The 20,542-nt window shown below is 64.1% G+C and carries 20 protein-coding genes; 12 read left to right on the top strand and 8 right to left on the bottom strand.

Features of this window, described 5'->3' with window-relative positions; all coding sequences use genetic code 11:
* Window positions 1–10: 10 nt before the first annotated feature.
* The 4 genes from fabA to ACOZJV_RS11985 all read right to left on the bottom strand — a co-directional run bounded on the left by fabA (window position 11) and on the right by ACOZJV_RS11985 (window position 5,729).
* Window positions 11–526, bottom strand: a complete 516-nt coding sequence (fabA, locus tag ACOZJV_RS12000; protein ID WP_010211704.1) for a 3-hydroxyacyl-[acyl-carrier-protein] dehydratase FabA — start codon at window positions 524–526, stop codon at window positions 11–13.
* 247 nt (window positions 527–773) lie between these two features.
* Window positions 774–2,675 carry an ATP-binding protein gene (locus ACOZJV_RS11995; RefSeq protein WP_020299207.1) on the bottom strand — a complete coding sequence of 634 codons (1,902 nt, stop codon included), beginning with the start codon at window positions 2,673–2,675 and terminating at the stop codon, window positions 774–776.
* Window positions 2,672–3,604 (bottom strand): ABC transporter substrate-binding protein, encoded by a 933-nt coding sequence (locus tag ACOZJV_RS11990; RefSeq protein WP_421547726.1) that lies wholly within the window; start codon window positions 3,602–3,604, stop codon window positions 2,672–2,674. Before ACOZJV_RS11990 ends, ACOZJV_RS11995 begins: the two co-directional genes overlap by 4 nt.
* Window position 3,605: 1 nt before the next feature.
* Window positions 3,606–5,729 carry a TonB-dependent receptor plug domain-containing protein gene (locus tag ACOZJV_RS11985; protein ID WP_421547725.1) on the bottom strand — a complete coding sequence of 708 codons (2,124 nt, stop codon included), beginning with the start codon at window positions 5,727–5,729 and terminating at the stop codon, window positions 3,606–3,608.
* A gap of 195 nt (window positions 5,730–5,924) precedes the next feature.
* On the opposite strand from ACOZJV_RS11985, the gene ACOZJV_RS11980 reads away from it, so the two are divergent.
* The 10 genes from ACOZJV_RS11980 (at window position 5,925) to ACOZJV_RS11935 (ending at window position 14,479) form a co-directional block, all read left to right on the top strand.
* Window positions 5,925–6,950, top strand: a complete 1,026-nt coding sequence (locus ACOZJV_RS11980; protein ID WP_078471044.1) for an NAD(P)H-dependent glycerol-3-phosphate dehydrogenase — start codon at window positions 5,925–5,927, stop codon at window positions 6,948–6,950.
* A 19-nt stretch (window positions 6,951–6,969) separates the two neighbouring features.
* The gene (locus ACOZJV_RS11975) at window positions 6,970–7,317 is read left to right on the top strand and encodes a DUF4389 domain-containing protein (RefSeq protein ID WP_020299203.1); all 348 of its coding nucleotides are present in this window, start codon (window positions 6,970–6,972) and stop codon (window positions 7,315–7,317) included.
* Complete coding sequence (gene sixA / locus ACOZJV_RS11970; RefSeq protein ID WP_078471045.1) at window positions 7,314–7,763, top strand: phosphohistidine phosphatase SixA; 450 nt, start codon at window positions 7,314–7,316, stop codon at window positions 7,761–7,763. Before ACOZJV_RS11975 ends, sixA begins: the two co-directional genes overlap by 4 nt.
* A 136-nt stretch (window positions 7,764–7,899) precedes the next feature.
* A complete protein-coding gene (locus ACOZJV_RS11965; RefSeq protein ID WP_421547724.1) occupies window positions 7,900–9,567 on the top strand; it encodes an AMP-binding protein in 1,668 nt (555 codons plus the stop codon).
* A 29-nt stretch (window positions 9,568–9,596) separates the two neighbouring features.
* The gene (locus ACOZJV_RS11960) at window positions 9,597–10,040 is read left to right on the top strand and encodes a hotdog fold thioesterase (protein ID WP_020299200.1); all 444 of its coding nucleotides are present in this window, start codon (window positions 9,597–9,599) and stop codon (window positions 10,038–10,040) included.
* 116 nt (window positions 10,041–10,156) lie between these two features.
* Window positions 10,157–10,963, top strand: coding sequence for an alpha/beta fold hydrolase (locus ACOZJV_RS11955; RefSeq protein WP_078471047.1), 807 nt, complete (start codon window positions 10,157–10,159; stop codon window positions 10,961–10,963).
* Window positions 10,960–11,814 carry an alpha/beta hydrolase gene (locus ACOZJV_RS11950; RefSeq protein ID WP_020299198.1) on the top strand — a complete coding sequence of 285 codons (855 nt, stop codon included), beginning with the start codon at window positions 10,960–10,962 and terminating at the stop codon, window positions 11,812–11,814. The genes ACOZJV_RS11955 and ACOZJV_RS11950 overlap by 4 nt, the downstream gene beginning before the upstream one ends.
* A gap of 50 nt (window positions 11,815–11,864) precedes the next feature.
* Window positions 11,865–12,524 carry a glutathione S-transferase family protein gene (locus ACOZJV_RS11945; RefSeq protein WP_421547723.1) on the top strand — a complete coding sequence of 220 codons (660 nt, stop codon included), beginning with the start codon at window positions 11,865–11,867 and terminating at the stop codon, window positions 12,522–12,524.
* 23 nt (window positions 12,525–12,547) lie between these two features.
* The gene (locus ACOZJV_RS11940) at window positions 12,548–13,354 is read left to right on the top strand and encodes a DUF4892 domain-containing protein (protein ID WP_201132134.1); all 807 of its coding nucleotides are present in this window, start codon (window positions 12,548–12,550) and stop codon (window positions 13,352–13,354) included.
* A gap of 72 nt (window positions 13,355–13,426) precedes the next feature.
* Complete coding sequence (locus tag ACOZJV_RS11935; protein ID WP_421547722.1) at window positions 13,427–14,479, top strand: AI-2E family transporter; 1,053 nt, start codon at window positions 13,427–13,429, stop codon at window positions 14,477–14,479.
* 54 nt (window positions 14,480–14,533) lie between these two features.
* Here the strand turns inward: ACOZJV_RS11935 and xopAW are convergent, their stop codons facing one another.
* The 3 genes from xopAW to ACOZJV_RS11920 all read right to left on the bottom strand — a co-directional run bounded on the left by xopAW (window position 14,534) and on the right by ACOZJV_RS11920 (window position 17,315).
* Entirely contained in the window at window positions 14,534–15,382 is an 849-nt protein-coding gene (xopAW, locus tag ACOZJV_RS11930; protein WP_421547721.1) for a XopAW family type III secretion system calcium-binding effector, read from the bottom strand.
* Window positions 15,383–15,504: 122 nt separating this feature from the next.
* Window positions 15,505–16,551 (bottom strand): sensor histidine kinase, encoded by a 1,047-nt coding sequence (locus ACOZJV_RS11925; protein ID WP_421547720.1) that lies wholly within the window; start codon window positions 16,549–16,551, stop codon window positions 15,505–15,507.
* Window positions 16,551–17,315, bottom strand: a complete 765-nt coding sequence (locus ACOZJV_RS11920; protein WP_421547719.1) for a response regulator — start codon at window positions 17,313–17,315, stop codon at window positions 16,551–16,553. The genes ACOZJV_RS11925 and ACOZJV_RS11920 overlap by 1 nt, the downstream gene beginning before the upstream one ends.
* 313 nt (window positions 17,316–17,628) lie before the next feature.
* Here ACOZJV_RS11920 and pyrF point away from each other — a divergent pair, with 313 nt between their 5' ends.
* A complete protein-coding gene (gene pyrF, locus ACOZJV_RS11915) occupies window positions 17,629–18,327 on the top strand; it encodes an orotidine-5'-phosphate decarboxylase (RefSeq protein ID WP_421547718.1) in 699 nt (232 codons plus the stop codon).
* Window positions 18,328–18,403: 76 nt separating this feature from the next.
* Here the strand turns inward: pyrF and ACOZJV_RS11910 are convergent, their stop codons facing one another.
* Complete coding sequence (locus ACOZJV_RS11910) at window positions 18,404–19,408, bottom strand: NADP-dependent oxidoreductase (protein ID WP_421547717.1); 1,005 nt, start codon at window positions 19,406–19,408, stop codon at window positions 18,404–18,406.
* A gap of 230 nt (window positions 19,409–19,638) precedes the next feature.
* Between ACOZJV_RS11910 and ACOZJV_RS11905 the strand changes: the two genes are divergently transcribed.
* A complete protein-coding gene (locus tag ACOZJV_RS11905; RefSeq protein ID WP_078471055.1) occupies window positions 19,639–20,400 on the top strand; it encodes an SDR family oxidoreductase in 762 nt (253 codons plus the stop codon).
* Window positions 20,401–20,542 lie beyond the last annotated feature (142 nt).

Raw genomic sequence — 20,542 nt, 5'->3', positions numbered from 1 at the left:
CGGATAACCCTTAGAAGTTGTCAGTGGAGGTGAATACGCCGACCCGGAGGCCTTCGGCGGTGTAGATTTCGCGGCCGTCGACACTGACCGAACCATCGGCGATGGCCAGGTTCAGCTTGCCTTTCAGGACGCGCTTGATTTGGATGTTATAGGTGACTTTCTTGGCAGTCGGCAGGACCTGGCCGAAGAATTTCACTTCGCCCGAACCCAGTGCGCGACCGCGGCCTGGCAGACCCTGCCAGCCAAGGAAAAAGCCAACCAGCTGCCACATGGCGTCGAGGCCCAGGCAGCCCGGCATTACCGGATCACCTTCGAAGTGGCAGGCGAAAAACCACAGGTCTGGAGTGATATCCAGCTCGGCGACCAATTCACCCTTGCCGTACTTGCCACCCTCTTCGCTGATATGGGTGATGCGATCCACCATCAGCATATTCGGGGCGGGCAGTTGCGCGTTACCTGGGCCGAACAGCTCACCGCGACTGCAGCGCAGCAGGTCTTCCCGGGTAAAGGCGTTTTGTTTGGTCATGCGAGCTCCTCAATAGTCCCATGCGGCAGGTGGGGCAGATCTTCCCGGCCGATCGAAGCCTTCATGCCTCGAACCGGCAGCCTACTCATAGACTATTGCGTTGTGGTGAAAGTCACAGCACAAGGAACATGAATGTACACTTGTGCACTGAAAATTTAAAACCGGCCCGTTTCCGGGTCCGTTCGGGTGCCTAAGACTGCCGCACTTTCGCCCTTCACGCCAGTCGTAGCAGTACGAAAACCGCTTCTCAGCGCACCCAGCGTTGCAGAATTTGCTGCAAATCCGTGCGTTTGAACGGCTTGGCCAGGTAATCGTTCATTCCAGCCGACAGACAGGCCTCGCGATCACCCTGCAAGGCGTTGGCGGTCAGGGCGATGATCGGCAGATCGGCACAGCCGGGCAGTTGGCGGATCTGCCGGGTGGCTTCATAACCATCGATCAGCGGCAGCCGGCAATCCATCAGAATCGCTTCGAATATCAGGCTCTCGGCACTGCGTATTGCCTGGGCGCCGTCGGTGGCGATGCTCACGGTAAAACCCAGGCTGCGCAACATGGCCTGGATCACGGTCTGGTTGACCGGGTTGTCTTCCACCAGCAGCACATTGCGCCCCTCGCCGTGGGCGTTGCCGGCGTGGGCCCGTGGTGCCAGCACCGGCAGGCTCTGTTGAAACCGCGCCAGGGGGATTTCCAGGGTGAAGACCGAGCCCTGACCCTCTTCGCTCTGGGCGCGCAGGGTGCCGCCCATGCGTTCGGCCAGGGTGCGGGCGATGGGCAGGCCCAGGCCGGTGCCGCCATAACGTCGAGAGATCGAGCTGTCGGCCTGTTGGAAGGCATCGAACATCAGCTCCAGGCTTTGCGCGCTGATACCAATGCCGCTGTCGCGCACGGTGCAGGTGAACCACAGCAACTCGTGATCCAGCGCTTGCCACTGCGGCTCGATGCTGACACTGCCTTTCTCGGTGAACTTCAAGGCGTTGCCCACCAGGTTCACCAGGATCTGGCGGATCCGCGTCGGGTCGCCCTTGACCTGCAAAGACTCCATGCCGGGCGGGATCTGCAGTTGCAGGTCGAGGCCGCGCTGCGCGGCGTTGTGCTGGAAGGCCTGGGCCGAGCTGATGATCAGCTCCGACAGGTTGAACGCAATATGTTCCAGCTCCAGGGCCGAACGCTCGATGCGCGAGAAATCGAGAATGTCGTTGATCACCTTGAGCAGGTGTTCGGTGGATTCGGAGGCCAGCGCCGCGTATTCAGCCTGCTCCTCGGTCATTTCGGTGGTTTCCAGCAACTGCAGCATACCCAGCACGCCATTCATCGGCGTGCGCAGCTCGTGGCTCATCATCGCCAGGAAGTCCGATTTGGCGTTGTTCGCGCGCTCGGCTTCTTCCCGGGTCTGGATCAGTTGCGCCATGGCCTGGTGCTGCTCGCGGCTGGCGAGTTCGAGGCCGGCGGCGAGGTTGTTGATGTGCCGCGCCAGGTCACCCAGCTCGGCGTCGTCGACAATGGGCAGCGGCGTCTTGAAGTCGCCTTCCTGGATCGCCTTGACCGCCTGGCCCATGGCACTGATGGGCTGCGACAGGCCGGCCGCCAGGCGCCGCGCCAGGAGAAAGGTGAACAGCAGGGCAAACAGCGCCAGCACGGCGGCCTTGAGCAGGATTTCCTGCTGGCGCTGGCTGAAGGCGTCGTTCGACATGCCGACGATGACCCGGCCCAGATACCCGTCGCCCAGGGTGCCGAGGTGGCTGTCTTCATTCTGGAAGAAGTCGTTCTGCACCTGGATCCGCTGCAGGCGTACCGGGGCCTGGAACACCTTGACCTGTTGCGAGCGGTTGTCGGCCTCCGACGGCTGTTCGACGTAGACCAGGATGTTGTTGGCGCTGTCCTGGACTTCCAGGAAGCGCACATGGGGCGTGGCCAGGGTGGCTTTGAGCAGGCTTTCGAGTCCCTCGCTGTTGCCCGAGATCACCCCGTACTCGGTGGCGGGTGCCAGTTGGTTGGCGATCAGTTGGCCGGTGTGGTTGAGCTCCTGGCGCAAATCCTGGATCCGCACGAAGGTGAAGAAACTGATCAGCAGCAACGTCAGCAGCAGGGCCGGGCCAAGGCTGATGACCTGGGTGCGGGTGTTGATGTCCCAATGGCGACGCAAACTCATGGGCGTTGTTCTCCTTCAGCCAGTCGGCGCGCGACGGACGTCTCGTCAATCTCTTCGATACCCAGCGACCGAGCCACCTGCGGGTTGCTCAGCACCTTGAAATTCGTGGGATAGAGCGCTCCAGGCCAGCGCGCCGGGGGCTGGTCGAGCAGGCTGTTGAGGGTGTGCAGCCAGTCTTGCTGATCGCTGTAGGTACTGGCCAGGCTGCCGGCCCTGACGAAGCCGGCATTCGGGCCGACCAGCGCCAGGTGGCGAGCGTAGCTGCTGAGCAACAGGTTCTTGGCGGTCTTGGGGTTGTACAGCAGGGGATCGTCCAGCCCCAGCAGGACGTCGCTGTTTTTCAGCAGGGCCTGCAGCGGCCGGCTGTCAGCGGTGCTGTCCCAGCGCTCGGCAACGATTTCCAGCCCCAGGTGGGCGGCGGCGCTGCCCAGCTCCTTGAGCAGAAACTCGCTGTGGGCGCTGTACAGCACGCCGACTCGCCTGGCTTGGGGCAGGACGCTTTGGATCAGGCGCAATTGCCGGGCCAGCGGTGGATCGCTCCATAGCAGGCTGAGGCGTGGAGTGCGGCTGATTACCGGGTGTTTTTCGGCTTGCAGGCGGCTGATGCGCAGCACCAGAGTCCATGGTCCCTGGGCGTCCTGCAGGCGCCAGTCGAGGCTGGGAGGGTCGAGCAGGATCAGTCGGGTATTGCTCGGCAGGTGGCTGGGGGCGGGCAGGTCATACAGGGCGACGAACCGTACGTTGTCCATCGGTCGTTGCCGGGCCAGTTCCTGGGTGAAGGCCTGAACGCCGAGGCTGTCTTCGCTGGCAGTCAGCAGAACCGAGGCGGCCCAGGCCGGCGCCGCGCCCCACAGGCTGGCCCATAGCGCCAGGCAGGCGACCAGCTTGCGGCCCCAAGCGGACGGTACCCGTGACTGAGCCCTGCCCATGTCAGAACTCCAGCTCCGCGCTGAAGTACAGGACGTGACGCTGGTCGTAATTGTTGTCGCTGAAGGTTGTCGGCTGTTTGTCCAGGCGTTGCTGGAGCATGGCGGCCAGCTCCAGGTTGGCCTTGCCCAGGGCCAGGTGCTTGGCGACACGGCTGTCCACCCGTTCGAAGCGATAGCCGTTGAGCGCATTGTCGCCATAGTAGAAGAGCGCGCTCGACCAACCCTGGCCCCAATCGCGCAGCCAACCCGCCGAACCACTGTTGCTGGCGGTCTGGCGCTGATCCAGGCGATTGCTGGCTTCGGCATGCACATAGGCGTAGGTCAGGCGCAGCCGGTCGGCGCGGCTCAGGTGCCAGTCCAGCTGGCTCTCGGTGCCGCTGAAGCGCGAGCTGTTGGCATTGCTGGCGATGTACTGATTGTTGCGCAGGGGCTCGCTGACCATGCCGGTGATTTCGTCATAGAACAGTTTTACGTCGAGGTTGAGCCCCAGGTCGACGAAAAAGCCGTTGTAACCCAGCTCCCGCGAACGCATGTGTTCCTGGTCGAGGTTGTCCGGACCCCGGGTCTTGACGAAGTATTCGGCGCTGGGCTGGCCATAGGCGCGAGGGTTGAGGCCGGTGACCCGGTAACTCCAGTTGACGTTGTTCTCGAACATGTCCGGTGAGCGGATCGCTTCCGAATACACCGCACGCAGACCATGGCGCGGGTTGATCAGGTAGTTGAGCGCGACCCTCGGGGTCAGCGAACTGCCGGTCAGTTGGCTGTTTTCAAACATGGCTCCGCCCTGCAGCAGCCAGTGTTCGCTGGCTCGCCATTCAAGCTGGCCGAACAGGCGCCAGGTGGTGTCATCGAGGGTGCCATTGAAGTAGGTCTCGGAGTCCGCCCGGTCATAACGATAGTTCATGCCGCTGACCAGTCGCAGGCTGTCGGACAGGCTCAGGGTGTCTTGCAGCTCCAGGTCGTAGCGGGTTTCCCGGGCACTCTGGTCGATATTGCCGCACACGGTCTGGCTCGCGCCGTCCCGCCACTGGGTCAGTACCTGGTTGGCCAGGGCCTGTTCGTCGCTGCGGCCCGCCGGCGCACCGGTGCCGAGGTAGCTGGGAATATTGCGCGCCAGGCGCTCGGCGTAATTCGGGTTGAGCTGCCACAGGCGGGTCAGTTCGGGGCTGAACGAGATCTCGGCATCGCAGGCGCGCCAGGTCTGCTGGCGGTCCCAGTGCTGGGCCGACCCCTGGATGTACAGGCTGTGCCTGGGGTTGAGGTCGAGGTTCCAGCGCAAGGAACTGGCGTAGTCCTTGGCCGCCACATCGGAGTCCTTGCCGGTCTGAGTGATGCCGGCAAACACCGGCCGGTAGGTATAAGGACGCTGGTTGCTGCCTTCCTTGGCGCTGAACTGCCAGTCGATGCTCTGCCGCTCATCGAGCATCTGCCCCAGGGCCAGGCTCATGCGGTTCAGGCGCCTGCTGTCGCGGTAGTCGGCACCGCTGCGGTCGGAGTCGAAGCCGTCGTCTTCCTGGCCGGACAGCGACAGCCGCAGGTCGCCGCTGTCCCAGCCGGTGCCCTGGCTGGCGTACCAGTCGCTGATGCCGCGTTGGCCGCGGGTCATCTTGAACCGGGTGCCGTGGCTGTCGGCCGGGGCGCGGGTAATGATGTTGACCACCGCCATCAGCGCGTTGGCGCCGTAGCTGACGGTGTTGGGGCCGCGGAAGACTTCGATGCGCTCGATGTCTTCCATGGCCACCGGGATATCGCTCCAGTCCACGGTCGCCAGGCCCGCGCGATACACCGAGCGGCCGTCGATCAGCACCTGCATGCGTCGCGCTTCGCTGGCGCTGGTGCCGTGATAGTTGACCGCCGCCTGGTTGCCGTTGATGGCGCCGACCATCATCCCCGGCACCAGGCGCAGCAGTTCGCCGATATCCCGGGAACCGCTGGCCTTGATCAGCTCGCTGTCGAGCACCGTCATGCTCCCGGGCACCGCTGCCGGGGACTGCTTGAGACGGGTAGCCGTCAGCACTTGCGGCAGCGGCTGGTTGTCCACAAACAGGTCGTCGGCCAGCGCCGCAGCACTGAACAACAGTGCCAGGAGCAACGACGAGGGGCGGCAGGGAGGGCCAAAACGCACGGTACAGCCTTGAATCGGAATAATGGCCGCGCATGTTAACCGAGATGGTTGAGTTTTCCAGTCGATAAGCCCGACATTCCCTGATCGAATCCGGCAGATCCCGACATTTCGCGCTAATTGTCCCAGGGGCTGGTAGGCGCAGGACCGAACCGTATAATGCCGCCATCGCCACTGGTATGGATTGACGGATTGCATATGACTGAACAGCGCCCTATTGCGGTCCTGGGAGGCGGAAGTTTTGGTACCGCCGTGGCAAATCTACTGGCCGAAAACGGTCATCGGGTGCGGCAGTGGATGCGCGATCCCGAGCAGGCCGAGGCCATTCGGGTCAATCGCGAGAACCCGCGCTACCTCAAGGGCATCAAGATTCATCCGGCGGTCGAGCCGGTCACCGACCTGTTGGCCACCCTCGGCGAATGTGACCTGTGCTTTGTTGCGCTGCCTTCCAGCGCCTTGCGCTCGGTACTGGCCCCCCATGCGCAACTGCTCAGCGGCAAATTGCTGGTGAGCCTGACCAAAGGCATCGAAGCCCAGACCTTCAAGCTGATGAGCGAAATCCTCCAGGACATCGCTCCCCAGGCGCGGATCGGCGTGCTTTCAGGGCCGAACCTGGCCCGCGAAGTGGCCGAGCATGCGTTGACCGCCACCGTGGTCGCCAGCGAAGACGAAGAGCTGTGCCAGCGCGTGCAGGCCGCGTTGCATGGGCGCACCTTCCGCGTGTACGCCAGTGCCGATCGTTTTGGCGTCGAGTTGGGCGGGGCGTTGAAAAACGTCTACGCGATCATCGCCGGCATGGCGGTGGCGCTGGGCATGGGGGAAAACACCAAGAGCATGCTGATCACCCGGGCGCTGGCGGAAATGACCCGCTTTGCCGTCAGCCAGGGTGCCAACCCGATGACCTTTCTCGGCCTGGCCGGGGTGGGCGACCTGATCGTCACCTGCTCTTCATCCAAGAGCCGCAACTATCAGGTCGGCTTTGCCCTGGGCCAGGGCTTGAGCCTGGAAGAGGCGGTGACCCGCCTAGGCGAGGTGGCCGAAGGCGTCAACACGCTCAAGGTGCTCAAGGTCAAGGCCCAGGAACTGGGGGTGTACATGCCGCTGGTAGCCGGGCTGCACGCGATTCTGTTCGAAGGGCGTACGCTGAACCAGGTGATCGAGTTGCTGATGCGTGGCGAGCCGAAAACCGACGTCGACTTTATCTCCACCAGCGGATTCAACTGAAAGCAGACAGGAGCGAGACATGAACGATAGCAATTCCGAAGCCAAATACGAGTCGATCCTGCTGCGGGTCCTGTGGATGCTGGTGTTTCTGCTGGTGTGGCAGGTGGCGCAATTCATCCTCGGCGTCCTGGTGCTGGTGCAGTTGATCTATCGCCTGATCTACGGCGCGCCCAGCGCCAGCCTGATGAACTTCGGCGACAGCCTGAGCCAGTTCCTGGCGCAGATCGGCCGTTTCGGCAGCTTTCATACCGATCAGAAACCCTGGCCCTTTGCCGACTGGCCGGCGCCGCGCACCCCTGAAGGCGAGGCGCCCCATGCCGTGCCGCCGGCCCCGCACCCGGCCCGTGACGAGGAGCCCAAGCTATGAAGCTCTGGGTGTTGCGCCACGGCGAAGCCGAGCCCCACGCCCGCAGCGATGCCGAGCGCAACCTGACCGAGCATGGGCGCAAGGAAGTCCTGAGCAGTGCCGCGCAATTGATCGGCCAGCCCATCGACGCCATCCTTGCCAGCCCGTATGTGCGGGCCCAGCAGACCGCCGAGCTGGTGCGCGAGGCCCTGGGCTTCGAGGCGCCGATCCGCACCGTGCCCTGGCTGACGCCCGACAGCAACCCGCTGACCGCGCTGGAGCGAATCGATTCGGCGGACAACCTGCTGCTGGTCAGCCACCAACCCCTGGTGGGCAACCTGATTGGCTTGTTGCAGCATGGTCACCTGCGCAGCCCGCAGGCGATGGGCACCGCCTTCCTTGCCGAGCTTGAAGGCGACTGGCCACTGGCCGGGCTGATGGCGCTCAATAGCCTCAAGCAGCCCTAGAGGGACAGCCCTGTCTCCAGGTGGCAGGGCGCAACATTTCTTAACTTGCAGCGCTCCTTTGTGCGTGGAATAGTCAGCCGAGCAAGTGCTTGGTTGGCTAGTCTCACGATCAGAACAAAAACAAGGAGCGAGTCGCATGTCTACTGCTTTTCGTTTGCCGCTGGAAGTGTTCTACGAGCGTGAAGCTCGTCATCCCCGCCAACGTTTTCTGGTCCAGCCCACGGGCGGTGGGCAGGTCGAGGAACTGGACTGGTCCCAGGTCGCTCACCAGGCACGCTGCGCCGCACATTGGCTGCGCGGGCGCGAGCTGCCGCCCGGCAGCCATATCGCGATCATCTCCAAGAACTGCGCGCACTGGATCATTGCCGACCTGGCGATCTGGATGGCCGGCCACGTCTCCGTGCCCCTGTACCCCAACCTGACCGCCGATTCGGTGGCCCAGGTGCTCGAACACTCCGAGTCGGCCCTGGTGTTTATCGGCAAGCTGGATGACTGGCCCGCCATGGCGCCCGGGCTCAAACCGGGGTTGGCTACCGTCAGCCTGCCGCTGCACCCCGAGGGCGATTTTGATTTCAACTGGGACGATCTGCAGCGCTGTTCACCGATCCTGGACAGCCCCACGCCGGCCGGCGAGCAACTGGCGACCATCATCTATACCTCCGGCACCACCGGCCTGCCCAAAGGGGTGATGCACAGTTTCGCCAACCTGGGGTTTGCCACCACCCACGGCGCCGGGCTGTTCGGCCTGGGCACTGCGGACCGCCTGCTGTCCTACCTGCCGCTGTGCCACGTGGCCGAGCGCATGTTTGTCGAGATGGCGGCCATCTATACCGGGCAGACGGTGTTCTTCGCCGAGAGCCTCGATACCTTCCTCACCGACCTGCAGCGCGCCCGCCCGACCGCGATGTTCGGTGTGCCGCGGATCTGGACCAAGTTCCAGATGGGGGTCTACAGCAAGGTCCCGGCCAAGCGCCTGGACTTTTTGTTGCGGCTGCCATTCATCGGCAAGCGCGTGGGCCACAAAGTGCTGGCCGGGCTGGGCCTGGACGCGTTGCGCGTGGCGCTGTCGGGTGCGGCTCCGGTGCCGCAGACGTTGCTGCACTGGTATCAGCGCCTGGGGCTGGATGTGCTGGAGGTGTACGGCATGACCGAGAGCTGCGGCTACTCCCATATCGGCCGCCCCGGGGAACATATTCCCGGCTGGATCGGCAAGCCGTGCCCGGAGGTCGAAGTGCGCATCGATGAGTTCGGTGAAGTCCAGGTGCGCAGCGGCGCGACCATGCTCGGGTACTACAAGGATCCGCAGAAAACCGCCGAGACCCTCACCGCCGACGGGTTTTTGCGTACGGGCGACAAGGGCGAGCAGGACGCCGCCGGCAACCTGCGCCTGACCGGCCGGCTCAAGGAGATCTTCAAGACCAGCAAAGGCAAGTATGTGGCCCCGGCGCCAATCGAGAATCGCCTGGCGGTGCACCCGCGGATCGAGCAGGTGTGCGTGGTCGGCGACGGTCTGGGGGCACCGCTGGGGCTGTGCGTGCTTTCGGCGGTGGGCGTGCAGGAGGCCGCCGGCGCGGCGCGCGGTGCCCTGCACAGCAGCCTGGAAGTGCTGCTGGAGCAGGTCAATCAGGTCCTGGATAAACACGAGCGCTTGCGTCGCCTGGTGGTGGTGAAGGACAGTTGGGCGGTCGAGAACGGTTTCCTGACGCCGACCCTGAAGATCAAGCGCAACGTGATCGAAGCCGCTTACGGCCAGCGCTTTCAGGAGTGGAGCGAGCGCTCCGAAGCCGTGCTGTGGCAGGATTGACCCCCATAAAAACCCTGAAGGATGCAGCGATGAGCCTATGGCGTACCACTCCGAACATCGAACAACTCAATTCGCTTCAGAAAAACACCATCGGCGAAGTACTGGATATTCGCTTCGAGTCCTTTGACGAAGAATCCCTGACCGCAAGCATGGTCATCGATCATCGCACTCACCAGCCTTACGGCCTGCTGCATGGCGGCGCCTCGGTGGTGCTGGCGGAAACCGTCGGCTCCATGGCCAGCTACCTGTGCATCGATGCCAGCAAATTCTATTGCGTGGGCCTGGAAATCAACGCCAACCACCTGCGTGGCCTGCGCAGCGGCCGGGTGAGCGCGGTGGCCAGGGCGGTGCACATCGGCCGCACGACCCATGTCTGGGATATCCGCCTGAGCAGCGATGAGGGCAAGTCCAGCTGCATCTCGCGCCTGACCATGGCGGTGGTGCCGCTGGGGGAAACGCCGCCGGCCCGCTGAGCGGCGCAGGCTTATAGGCTGAAGCGGCGTGTCATCATTCGTGTTCGTTACGGTCATTGCCCTGGTGCGGTGACCTGCGGACAATCAGCCATTGTCCGGTCCATGGGTAACTCGGTATGTCGCAGCAGGTCTTTTTCGCTCACGCCAACGGCTTTCCTTCGGGAACCTACGGCAAGTTGTTTGCTGCCCTGGCGCCCGAGTATGACGTGGCCCATTTGCAGCAACACGCGCACGATCCGCGTTTTCCAGTGGACGACAACTGGCAGAACCTGGTCAGCGAGCTGATCCACCATCTGCAACAGCAGGCGCAGCCGGTGTGGGGCGTGGGTCATTCCCTGGGCGGCATTCTGCATTTGCATGCCGCCCTGCGTTGTCCAGAGCTGTATCGCGGGGTGGTGATGCTCGATTCGCCGGTGCTGACCCGTGCCGACCAATGGGTCATCCGGGCAGCCAAGCGCTTTGGATTTATCGACCGCCTGACCCCGGCCGGCCGCACCCTGGGGCGGCGCGAGGAGTTTGCCAGCCTGGAGTCGGCTCGCAGTTACTTTGCCGACAAGAGCCTGTTTCGCCGGTTTGATCCGGAATGTTTCGAAGCCTATTTGCAACACGGCCTGCATCAGGTCGGCGATCGTCTGCGCCTGCGCTTCGACCCAGCGACGGAAATCAGCATCTACCGTGGGGTGCCCCACACCAGCCCGGGCCTCGCCCGCCAATTGCAGGTGCCGCTGGCCATGGTGCGTGGACGGCATAGCCGGGTGGTGATGCGGCATCACGCCAGCGCGGTTGGGCGCATGCCCCAAGGCGAGTCGCTGAGCATGCCGGGCGGGCACATGTTTCCGCTGGAGCGCCCCCAGGACACCGCGGCGCTGCTCAAGGAGCTGTTCAGCCGCTGGGACACACGCCGCGAACGGAGTTGCGCATGAGCCGGGTGGTCGAAGAGGTGCGCCTGAGCCTGCCCCATATCGAACTCGCGGCCCATCTGTTCGGTCCCGAGGACGGCTTGCCGGTAATTGCCCTGCATGGCTGGCTGGATAACGCCAACAGCTTTGCGCGCCTGGCGCCCAAGCTCGACGGCTTGCGTATCGTTGCCCTGGACATGGCCGGCCACGGCCACTCCGACCATCGGCCGGCGGGCGCAGGTTATGCCCTGTGGGACTATGTGTACGACGTGCTGCAGGTGGCCGAGCAACTGGGCTGGAAACGCTTTGCCCTGATGGGCCACTCCCTGGGGGCGATTGTCTCGCTGGTGCTGGCCGGAGCCTTGCCGGAGCGCGTCAGCCACCTGGCGTTGATCGATGGGGTGATCCCGCCCACCGCCGGCACCGAGAATGCCGCCGAGCGCCTGGGCATGGCGCTGCAGGCGCAACTCGCCCTGCAGGACAAGCGCAAGCGGGTCTATGCCACCCTGGAGCAGGCCATCGAGGCGCGGATGAAGGGCCTGGTGGCGGTCAGTCGTGAAGCGGCCGAACTGCTGGCCCAGCGCGGCCTGATGCCGGTACCCGGGGGCTATACCTGGCGCAGCGATAACCGCCTGACCCTGGCGTCGCCGTTGCGCCTGACCGAAGAGCAGGCCATGGCCTTCGTACAGCGGGTCAGTTGCCCGACCCGGCTGGTGGTGGCGGCCGATGGCATGCTGGCCAAGCACGGGCAATTGCTCGAGCGTCTACCCTTTGCCCGGGAGCAGTTGCCGGGAGGCCATCATTTGCACCTGAACGACGAGGCCGGCGCGATCTTTGTCGCAGACTGTTTCAATCGGTTTTTCGCCGTTCCTTGACTTGCGCCGGTCAACTGTCGAGGCTGGGCGGGTTGAAATCGGAGACAACCATGATAGATCTCTACACCGCTGCGACGCCTAATGGCCACAAGGTCTCTATCGTGCTCGAGGAACTCGGCATGCCCTATACGGTGCATGCCCTGAGTTTCGACAAAAAGGAACAGAAGGCTCCAGACTTTCTCAAGATCAATCCCAACGGGCGGATCCCGGCAATCGTCGACCGTGCCAATGGCGATTTCGCCGTGTTTGAATCCGGCGCCATCCTTATCTACCTCGCCGAACTCAGCAGCCAATTGCTGCCCGCCGACCCCAAGGGTCGTTCGCTGGTTCTGCAATGGCTGATGTTCCAGATGGGCGGGGTCGGCCCGATGCAGGGTCAGGCCAACGTGTTCTTCCGTTACTTCCCGGAAAAACTCCAAGGCGCCATCGACCGCTACCAGCATGAAACCCGGCGTCTGTACGAAGTGCTCGACGGTCGTTTGCAGGCGGTGGAGTTTCTGGCCGGTGATTACAGCATCGCCGACATCGCCACTTACCCCTGGGTCCGCGGCCATGAATGGTCCGGGGTCTCGGTCGACGGCCTGCCGGCCCTGCAGCGCTGGATGGCGGCCCTGGCGGCGCGCCCGGCGGTGCAACGCGGCCTGCTGGTCCCTCAACGCACGGATGACGCCAGCGTTGTCAAAGGTGCCCAGGCCATGCTGATCCGATGAGCGTATTTCCAATGAAAGGACTCATCCGTTGCTTCAGCATGCTGGGCTTGTACTGTGCCAGTTCCATGGTGTTCGCCGCCGACGTGCCCGGTAGCCACGACTTGCCGCTGGTACCGCGCCTGGCCGATGCGCAAATTGTCGATTACCGGCCACTGGCGGAGCTGGAGCGCATCTACCCCATGGGCTCGATCCGCAGGATCAGCGGCCAGTTGCGCTTTGACGGCCAGGTCGGCGCCCGGGGCAAGGCCACTTCGGTGACCTATGAGTTGCCGCCCGAGCATTCATCCACCGAAGCCTTTACCGCCGCCCGCGAAGCCCTGCAGAAGCAGGGTGCCGAACTGCTGTTCTGGTGCCAGGCGCGGGACTGCGGGGAAAGCAGCCTGTGGGCCAATGAAGTGTTCGGCAACGCCAAGCTCTTTGGCGCCGACGACCAGCAGGCCTACCTGCTGTTGCGCCTGGCCGCGCCCCAGGACAATTCCCTGGTGGCGCTGTACAGCATCACTCGGGGCAATCGCCGGGCGTACCTGCATGTCGAACAGTTCGAGGCCAGTGCGCCACTGGGTGACTTGCTGCCGACTTCGGCAACTCTGTTGCGCCAGTTGAAAGACACCGGCCGCCTGGACCTGCCCAAACTCGGTGCCGATCCGCAGCCGGTCTGGCTGACCCTGCTGTCCCGGGGGCTGAACCTGGATACCACGCTGCGGGTCAGTATTTCCGGGAGCAACGCCGAAGCCTGGCGTCAGGCCCTGATCGGCCAGGGCGTGCGCGCCGCGCGGATGGAAACCGGCAACACCGATACGACGGGCCTGCACTTCGAGCTGTTGCGCTAATACCCTCCAAGGCGAACACACCGGCCCTGTGTTCGCCTACTCTGTGTTCGACGTCCTTTCTCGAGATTCTTCATGCTCAATAACGATCGCCTGTTGGTGCAGATTCTGCTCCTGGTGTTGTTTGGTGCCAGTTTGTGGGTGATGGCGCCGTTTTGGTCGGCGCTGTTCTGGGGTGCGGTGCTGGCGTTTGCCAGTTGGCCGCTGATGCGCCTGCTGACACGCTGGCTCAATGGCCGCGAGTCGTTGGCCGCGGCCCTGTTGACCCTGGGCTGGATGGTGCTGGTGGCCGCACCCATGGTCTGGCTGGGCTTGAACCTGGCTGACCATGTGCGCGATGCCACGGCCTTTATGAAGGACGTGCAGGTCGATGGCCTGCCCGCTGCGCCGGTCTGGCTGGGCAGCATCCCTCTGGTCGGGGAGCGTCTGGTGGGGCTGTGGGACAGCATCGATCAGCAGGGCGCGGCGATGATGCTGGCGGTCAAGCCCTACCTGGGGCAGGTCGGGAACTGGCTGCTGGCGCGCAGCGCACAGATCGGCGGCGGCATCCTCGAGTTGACCCTGAGTATCGTCTTTGTGTTTTTCTTCTATCGCGACGGCCCGCGCCTGGCGCTGTTCGTGCACAAGCTGCTGGAACGCCTGATCGGCGAGCGGGCCGGCTACTACATCGAGCTGGTGGCGGGTACGGTGCAGCGGGTGGTCAATGGCGTGATCGGCACGGCAGCGGCCCAGGCGATCCTGGCCCTGATCGGCTTCCTGATCGCAGGGGTGCCGGGCGCCCTGGTCCTGGGGATCACCACCTTCCTGCTCAGTCTGATTCCCATGGGGCCGCCCCTGGTGTGGATACCGGCCACGGCCTGGCTGGCCTGGAAGGGCGAATACGGGATGGCGGTGTTCCTTGGGATTTGGGGCACGTTCATCATCAGCGGCGTCGACAACGTGCTCAAACCCTACCTGATCAGCCGTGGCGGCAACCTGCCGCTGGTGATTGTGCTGCTGGGGGTGTTCGGCGGCTTGATCGCCTTCGGTTTTATCGGCCTGTTTATCGGCCCGACCCTGCTGGCGGTGGCCTACAGCCTGCTCACCGACTGGAGCGCGAGCCAGGCGCGGGTCGAGGACCAGCGCTGACCGTGCGACCTGCTGGCGTGCAGGCGCTGGCAGGCCAGCGCCGCTTTCCGCGGATCAGGCGGCGACGTTGACGCTGCTGCCGACCTGCGCCACGTTATCGAGCTGATACTGCTTGTTCAGGTTGGCGATCATCTTGCCCAGGGCCTGGGCCAGTTCGCTCTTTTCGCTGGAGGCCGCGCTTGGCTGATCACGACCGGCCTGCAACGCGGCCTTTAGCTCGTCGCTGCTGACGCCACCGCTGTTATCGCTGTCCAGCACCTTGAGCAGGGCGGCACTGCTGTCAGTACTGGTGGTGCTGCTATTGCTGGCCTGCAGCGCGCTGCTCAGTTCGCTGGTGGTAATGCTGCCGTCGCCGTCGGTGTCCAGCTGGCTGAACAACTCCTCACTGGAAACCTGCTGAGGCGGCGGTGGAGGCGGGGCGAGGGCGGCGGCCATTTCTTCCTGGCTGACGCTGCCATCCTGGTTCTTGTCCAGGGCCGAGAAGATTTCCTTGCTGTCGGCGCTGCTGCCGGCACTGCTCAGGCCGTTGCTCAGCTCGTCGCTGCTGACAACGCCGTCACCGTCGGTGTCCAGGGCCTTGATCAGGGCATCGGCCAGCTCGGTATTGGGTGCCTGGGCCTGCGATGGCGGCGGCGGGGGCGCCATGGCGGCCATTTCTTCGCTGCTCAGGCTGCCGCTGCTGTCGCTGTCCAGGTCACTGAAGTTCTTGCTCAGGCTGACCAGGATGCCGTTGTCGCTTTTCTGCGACAGGGCGCTCTTGAGCTCGTCCTGATCCACTGCGCCGTCGCCGTTGCTGTCGAGTTTGCTGAACAGCTCTTTCTGCAACTGCTGGCTGCGGGTGTTGTTGGTCGTACTGCTGCTGGAGCTGATATAGCTCGAATAGTTACTGACGCTACCGATCATGGGGCTCACTCCCTGCGGATGGATAAAGCCGGTGGGTGTGCCGGCTTGTGCAGCCTCGCGGGGGGATTTGTCGTGGGTATGTGGGCTTTGTACCCGGGGCTACACATGCTGCTCGAGGGGGATCAGTGACGCGGCAGGCGGACCACCGCGGTCAGGCCGCCGCCAGGGGTTTGTTCCAGGCTCAGTTGACCACCCAGGCGCCCGACCGCCTCGCGGGCGATGGTCATGCCCAGGCCGACGCCGCCGGAGTTGCGGTTGCGCGAGCCTTCCAGACGAAAGAACGGCTCGAATACCGCCTCGCGTTGGGTGGCGTCGATCCCCGGGCCGTGGTCGATGACCCGGATCAGCAACTGTTCGCGGCTGTCCTGCAGGTCGATCGCGGCATGCCCGGCGTAACGCAGGGCGTTGTCGAGCAGGTTGTTCAGGCAGGAGCGCAAGGCCATGGGCTGTACTTGCAACGGCGCGCAGTGGCCGCTGGCCTGGACATCGGCGCCCTGGTCCTGGGCGTTTTCGCAAAGCGATTCAACCAGGGCCTGCACGTCCATGCGCTGCTGGGCTTCACTGGTGCGCTGCTCATGCAGGTAGCTGAGGGTCGCGTCGAGCATGCTGATCATGTCGTCGAGGTCCTGGCGCATCTGCCCTTGCAGCTTGATGTCTTCGATCTGCTCCAGGCGCAGCTTGAGGCGCGACAGGGGCGTGCGCAGGTCATGGGAAACCGCGCCGAGCATGCGCCCGCGCTGCTGCACCTGCTCGCGGATGCGGCGTTGCATCAGGTTGAAGGTGTGGGCCGCTTGGCGTGCCTCTCGTGGCCCGGACTCATTCAGTGGCGGGCTGTCGAGGTTTTCACTCAGGCGTTCGGCGGCGCCGCTCAGGCGCTGGATCGGGCGGCTCAGCAGCTTGGCGCCGTACCAGGCAGCAATCACCAATGAAATCAGCTGAAAGGTCAGCGGCACGATGGGCCCGCCAAACCACGGTCGTGGCGGCCGCGGTTCAAAATTCGGCGGCCCGCGGGGCGGACCGTTGAAGGCTTGTCCGGCCTGGGGAGGGGGCGGCGGCGGTGGCGGGCCGTAGTGGTGAAACCAGAAAAAGGCCAGCAGGTGGGCGAGTACGATCGCAATCAGCAACATCCCGAACAGGCGGCTGAACAGCGTATCGAAACGCCCCCGCATCAGCCGATGTCTCGCGCGTCGAACAGATAACCCTCACCGCGTACGGTCTTGATCAGCTGTGGCGATTTCGGATCGTCGCCCAGCTTCTGCCGCAGGCGCGAGACCAGCAGGTCGATACTGCGGTCGAAGGCTTCGATGGAGCGGCCGCGTGCGGCGTCCAGCAGTTGCTCGCGGCTCAATACCCGGCGCGGGCGCTCGATGAACACCCAGAGCAGGCGGAACTCGGCATTCGACAGCGGCACCACCAGGCCATCGGCGGAGATCAGTTGGCGCAGGACGCTGTTCAGGCGCCAGTTGTCGAAGCGGATATTGGCCCGCTGTTCGCTGCGATCGTCGCGCACCCGGCGCAGGATGGTCTGGATCCGCGCCACCAGTTCCCGAGGCTCGAACGGTTTGGCCATGTAGTCGTCGGCGCCCAGTTCCAGGCCGATGATGCGGTCGGTGGGTTCGCAGCGCGCGGTGAGCATCAGGATCGGGATGTCCGATTCGTTACGCAGCCAGCGGCACAGGGACAGGCCGTCTTCGCCCGGCAGCATCAGGTCGAGCACCACCACGTCGAAGTGTTCGGCTTGCAGTGCCACGCGCATGGCGGCGCCATCGGTGACGCCACTGGCGTGGATATTGAAGCGTGCCAGGTAGTCGATCAGCAGTTCGCGGATCGGCACGTCGTCGTCAACGATCAAGGCCCGGGTGTTCCAGCGTTTTTCGTCGCTGCTGACGGGCGCTTTCTGATCGTCGTTGAGAGGGGCTGGAGTGTTTTGCATGGGTGCGATCATCTGCCAGGTAGGCTGCCAACCACAAAGATGGGCTGCGAGGTTGTGGCTTCAGCATAGGCGTCCGGCCCGAGGGCTGGAAGTGCTGTTCGGGGTATAGCGGCTGGCGAGGGTAGCGCTGTGGATTGTTGCGGGCGTGTCGGAAGTGTATCGGGCTTGATACAAAACCCGCCGGGTCGGCCATTGTGCCCGATCTGGCGGCTGATCGGGCGCTCCTGGCGACGATTTACCGATCACCGGGTCCCGGAACATCCCGGCTTGCGCTACAATCCGCGCCGATTTCGACTTGCCTGAGAGCCCATTCATGTCCGCCTGCCAGACTCCTATCATCGTCGCCCTGGATTTCCCCACCCGTGACGCCGCACTGAAACTGGCTGATCAGCTGGACCCGAAACTGTGCCGGGTCAAAGTCGGCAAGGAGCTGTTCACCAGTTGCGCCGCCGAAATCGTCGGGACCTTGCGCGACAAGGGTTTTGAAGTGTTCCTCGACCTCAAGTTCCATGACATCCCCAACACCACGGCGATGGCGGTCAAGGCCGCGGCGGAAATGGGCGTGTGGATGGTCAACGTGCATTGCTCCGGTGGCCTGCGCATGATGGCCGCCTGCCGTGAAGTGCTCGACCAGCGCAACGGCCCGAAACCGCTGCTGATCGGCGTGACCGTGCTGACCAGCATGGAACGCGAGGACCTGGCCGGCATCGGCCTGGACATCGAGCCCCAGGAGCAGGTGCTACGCCTGGCGGCGCTGGCGCAAAAGGCCGGCATGGATGGCCTGGTGTGCTCGGCGCTGGAAGCCCAGGCGCTGAAAGCCGCCCACCCGTCGCTGCAATTGGTGACTCCGGGCATCCGTCCGGCAGGCAGCGCCCAGGACGACCAGCGGCGCATCCTCACCCCGCGCCAGGCGCTGGATGCCGGTTCCGACTACTTGGTGATCGGTCGCCCGATCAGCCAGGCGGCTGATCCAGGCCAGGCGCTGGCGGCTGTGGTCGCCGAACTGGCCTGAGGGTGAACAGGCCCTGAGGCGCCAGTCCATCGCCGGAGTGCCGGCGATGGACGGTGCCTTCAATCGTCAGCCGCGCTTAAACCTTCAGCACCAACTTGCCAAAGTTCTCGCCGCTGAACAGTTTCATCAGGGTTTCCGGGAACGTCTCCAGCCCTTCGACAATATCTTCCTTGCTCTTGAGCTGCCCCTTGGCCATCCAGCCGGCCATTTCCTGCCCGGCCGCCGCGAATTGCGCGGCATGGTCCATCACCACAAAACCTTCCATGCGCGCGCGGTTGACCAGCAACGACAGGTAGTTGGCCGGGCCTTTGATCGCTTCCTTGTTGTTGTACTGGCTGATGGCACCGCAGATCACCACCCGTGCCTTGAAATTCAGGCGGCTGAGCACCGCATCCAGAATGTCGCCGCCGACGTTGTCGAAATACATATCGACGCCTTTCGGGCATTCGCGCTTGAGGCCGGCGTGCACGTCTTCGCTCTTGTAGTCGATGGCGCCGTCAAAACCCAGTTCGTCGATCAGGAACTTGCACTTGTCCTGGCCCCCGGCGATGCCGATCACGCGGCAGCCCTTGATCTTGGCGATCTGCCCGGCAATGCTGCCCACCGCTCCGGCGGCCCCGGACAGCACCACGGTCTCGCCGGCCTTGGGCGCGCCGACGTCGAGCAGGGCGAAGTAGGCGGTCATGCCGGTCATGCCCAAGGCCGAGAGGTAGCGCGGCAGGGGAGCGAGCTTGGGGTCGACCTTATAGAAGCCGCGAGGCTCGCCGAGGAAGTAGTCCTGCACGCCCAAGGCGCCATTGACGTAGTCGCCGACATTGAAGCCCGGGTTGTTCGACGCAATCACCTGGCCCACGCCCAGGGCACGCATCACTTCGCCAATCGCCACCGGCGGGATGTAGGACTTGCCCTCGTTCATCCAGCCGCGCATGGCCGGGTCCAGGGACAGGTATTCGTTCTTCACCAGAATCTGCCCCGGCCCCGGTTCACCGACCGCAACCTGCTGGTAGGTGAAGGTCTCGCGGGTCGCCGCGCCTACAGGGCGCTTGGCGAGCAGGAACTGGCGATTGGTCTGGCTGGTCATGGCAGGCACTCAAGGTCAATGAAACCCTAGTTGATAGACCTTCAGCGCCGCTGCCGCAAGGATTGCCGGCGCAGCGAATAGGCGCCGATCCAGTGCAGTGATGGTCACCCCGGGCGGTTTATCACTGCCGCGCATAAGTCCTCAACCGGGCTTCTGATAGTGCTGCCGCAGGGCCCCGGCCTGTGGCTAGACTCCCGGCACGCGACCTGCATTCCATCGAGGACATAACAATGAGCATGACGTTTTCCGGCACAGTGGCCCTGGTTACCGGTGCCGCCGCCGGTATTGGCAGAGCCACCGCCCTGGCATTCGCCGGCGAGGGCTTGAAAGTGGTGGTGGCGGACCTGGATGTCGACGGCGGCGAGGGCACAGTGGAGCTGATTCGCCGTGCCGGTGGCGACGCCTTGTTCGTGCGCTGCAACGTGACCCTGGAAGCAGATGTACAGCAGCTGATGGCCCAGGCGGTGAATGCCTACGGGCGGGTCGATTACGCCTTCAACAATGCCGGAATCGAGATCGAGAAGGGCCGGCTGGCCGACGGTACCCAGGATGAGTTCGACGCGATCATGGGGGTCAACGTCAAGGGCGTCTGGCTGTGCATGAAGTACCAGTTGCCGCTGATGCTGGCCCAGGGCGGCGGTGCCATCGTCAACACCGCTTCGGTGGCAGGCCTCGGGGCGGCACCGAAGATGAGTATCTACGCCGCTTCCAAGCACGCGGTGATTGGCCTGACCAAGTCTGCGGCTATCGAGTATGCGAAGAAGAAAATCCGCGTCAACGCGGTCTGCCCGGCGGTGATCGACACCGATATGTTCCGCCGCGCCTATGAGGCCGATCCAAAGAAAGCCGAGTTCGCGGCAGCCATGCATCCGGTGGGCCGGGTGGGCAAGGTCGAGGAGATCGCCAGCGCCGTGCTGTATCTGTGCAGTGACGGCGCGGCCTTCACCACCGGCCATGCGCTGGCGGTCGACGGCGGCGCCACCGCCATCTGAGGGGATTTTTCGTCGAGGCGGGACGGTGATGTGCCCTGTCGCATCCAGGCCCGCCCGATCGACCTCGACCGTCCTGAAAACGACCTGCACCTAGCTTTTTGCCATTGTTCCGACGCCAGAGACTTGTGTTGCGGTACAGCCC

The organism is Pseudomonas sp. QD4 (genome assembly GCF_049199125.1).
Classification (GTDB): Bacteria; Pseudomonadota; Gammaproteobacteria; order Pseudomonadales; family Pseudomonadaceae; genus Aquipseudomonas.
Note: the sequence above shows the minus strand (reverse complement) of the source record. Positions and strands in the feature narration are given on the sequence as shown.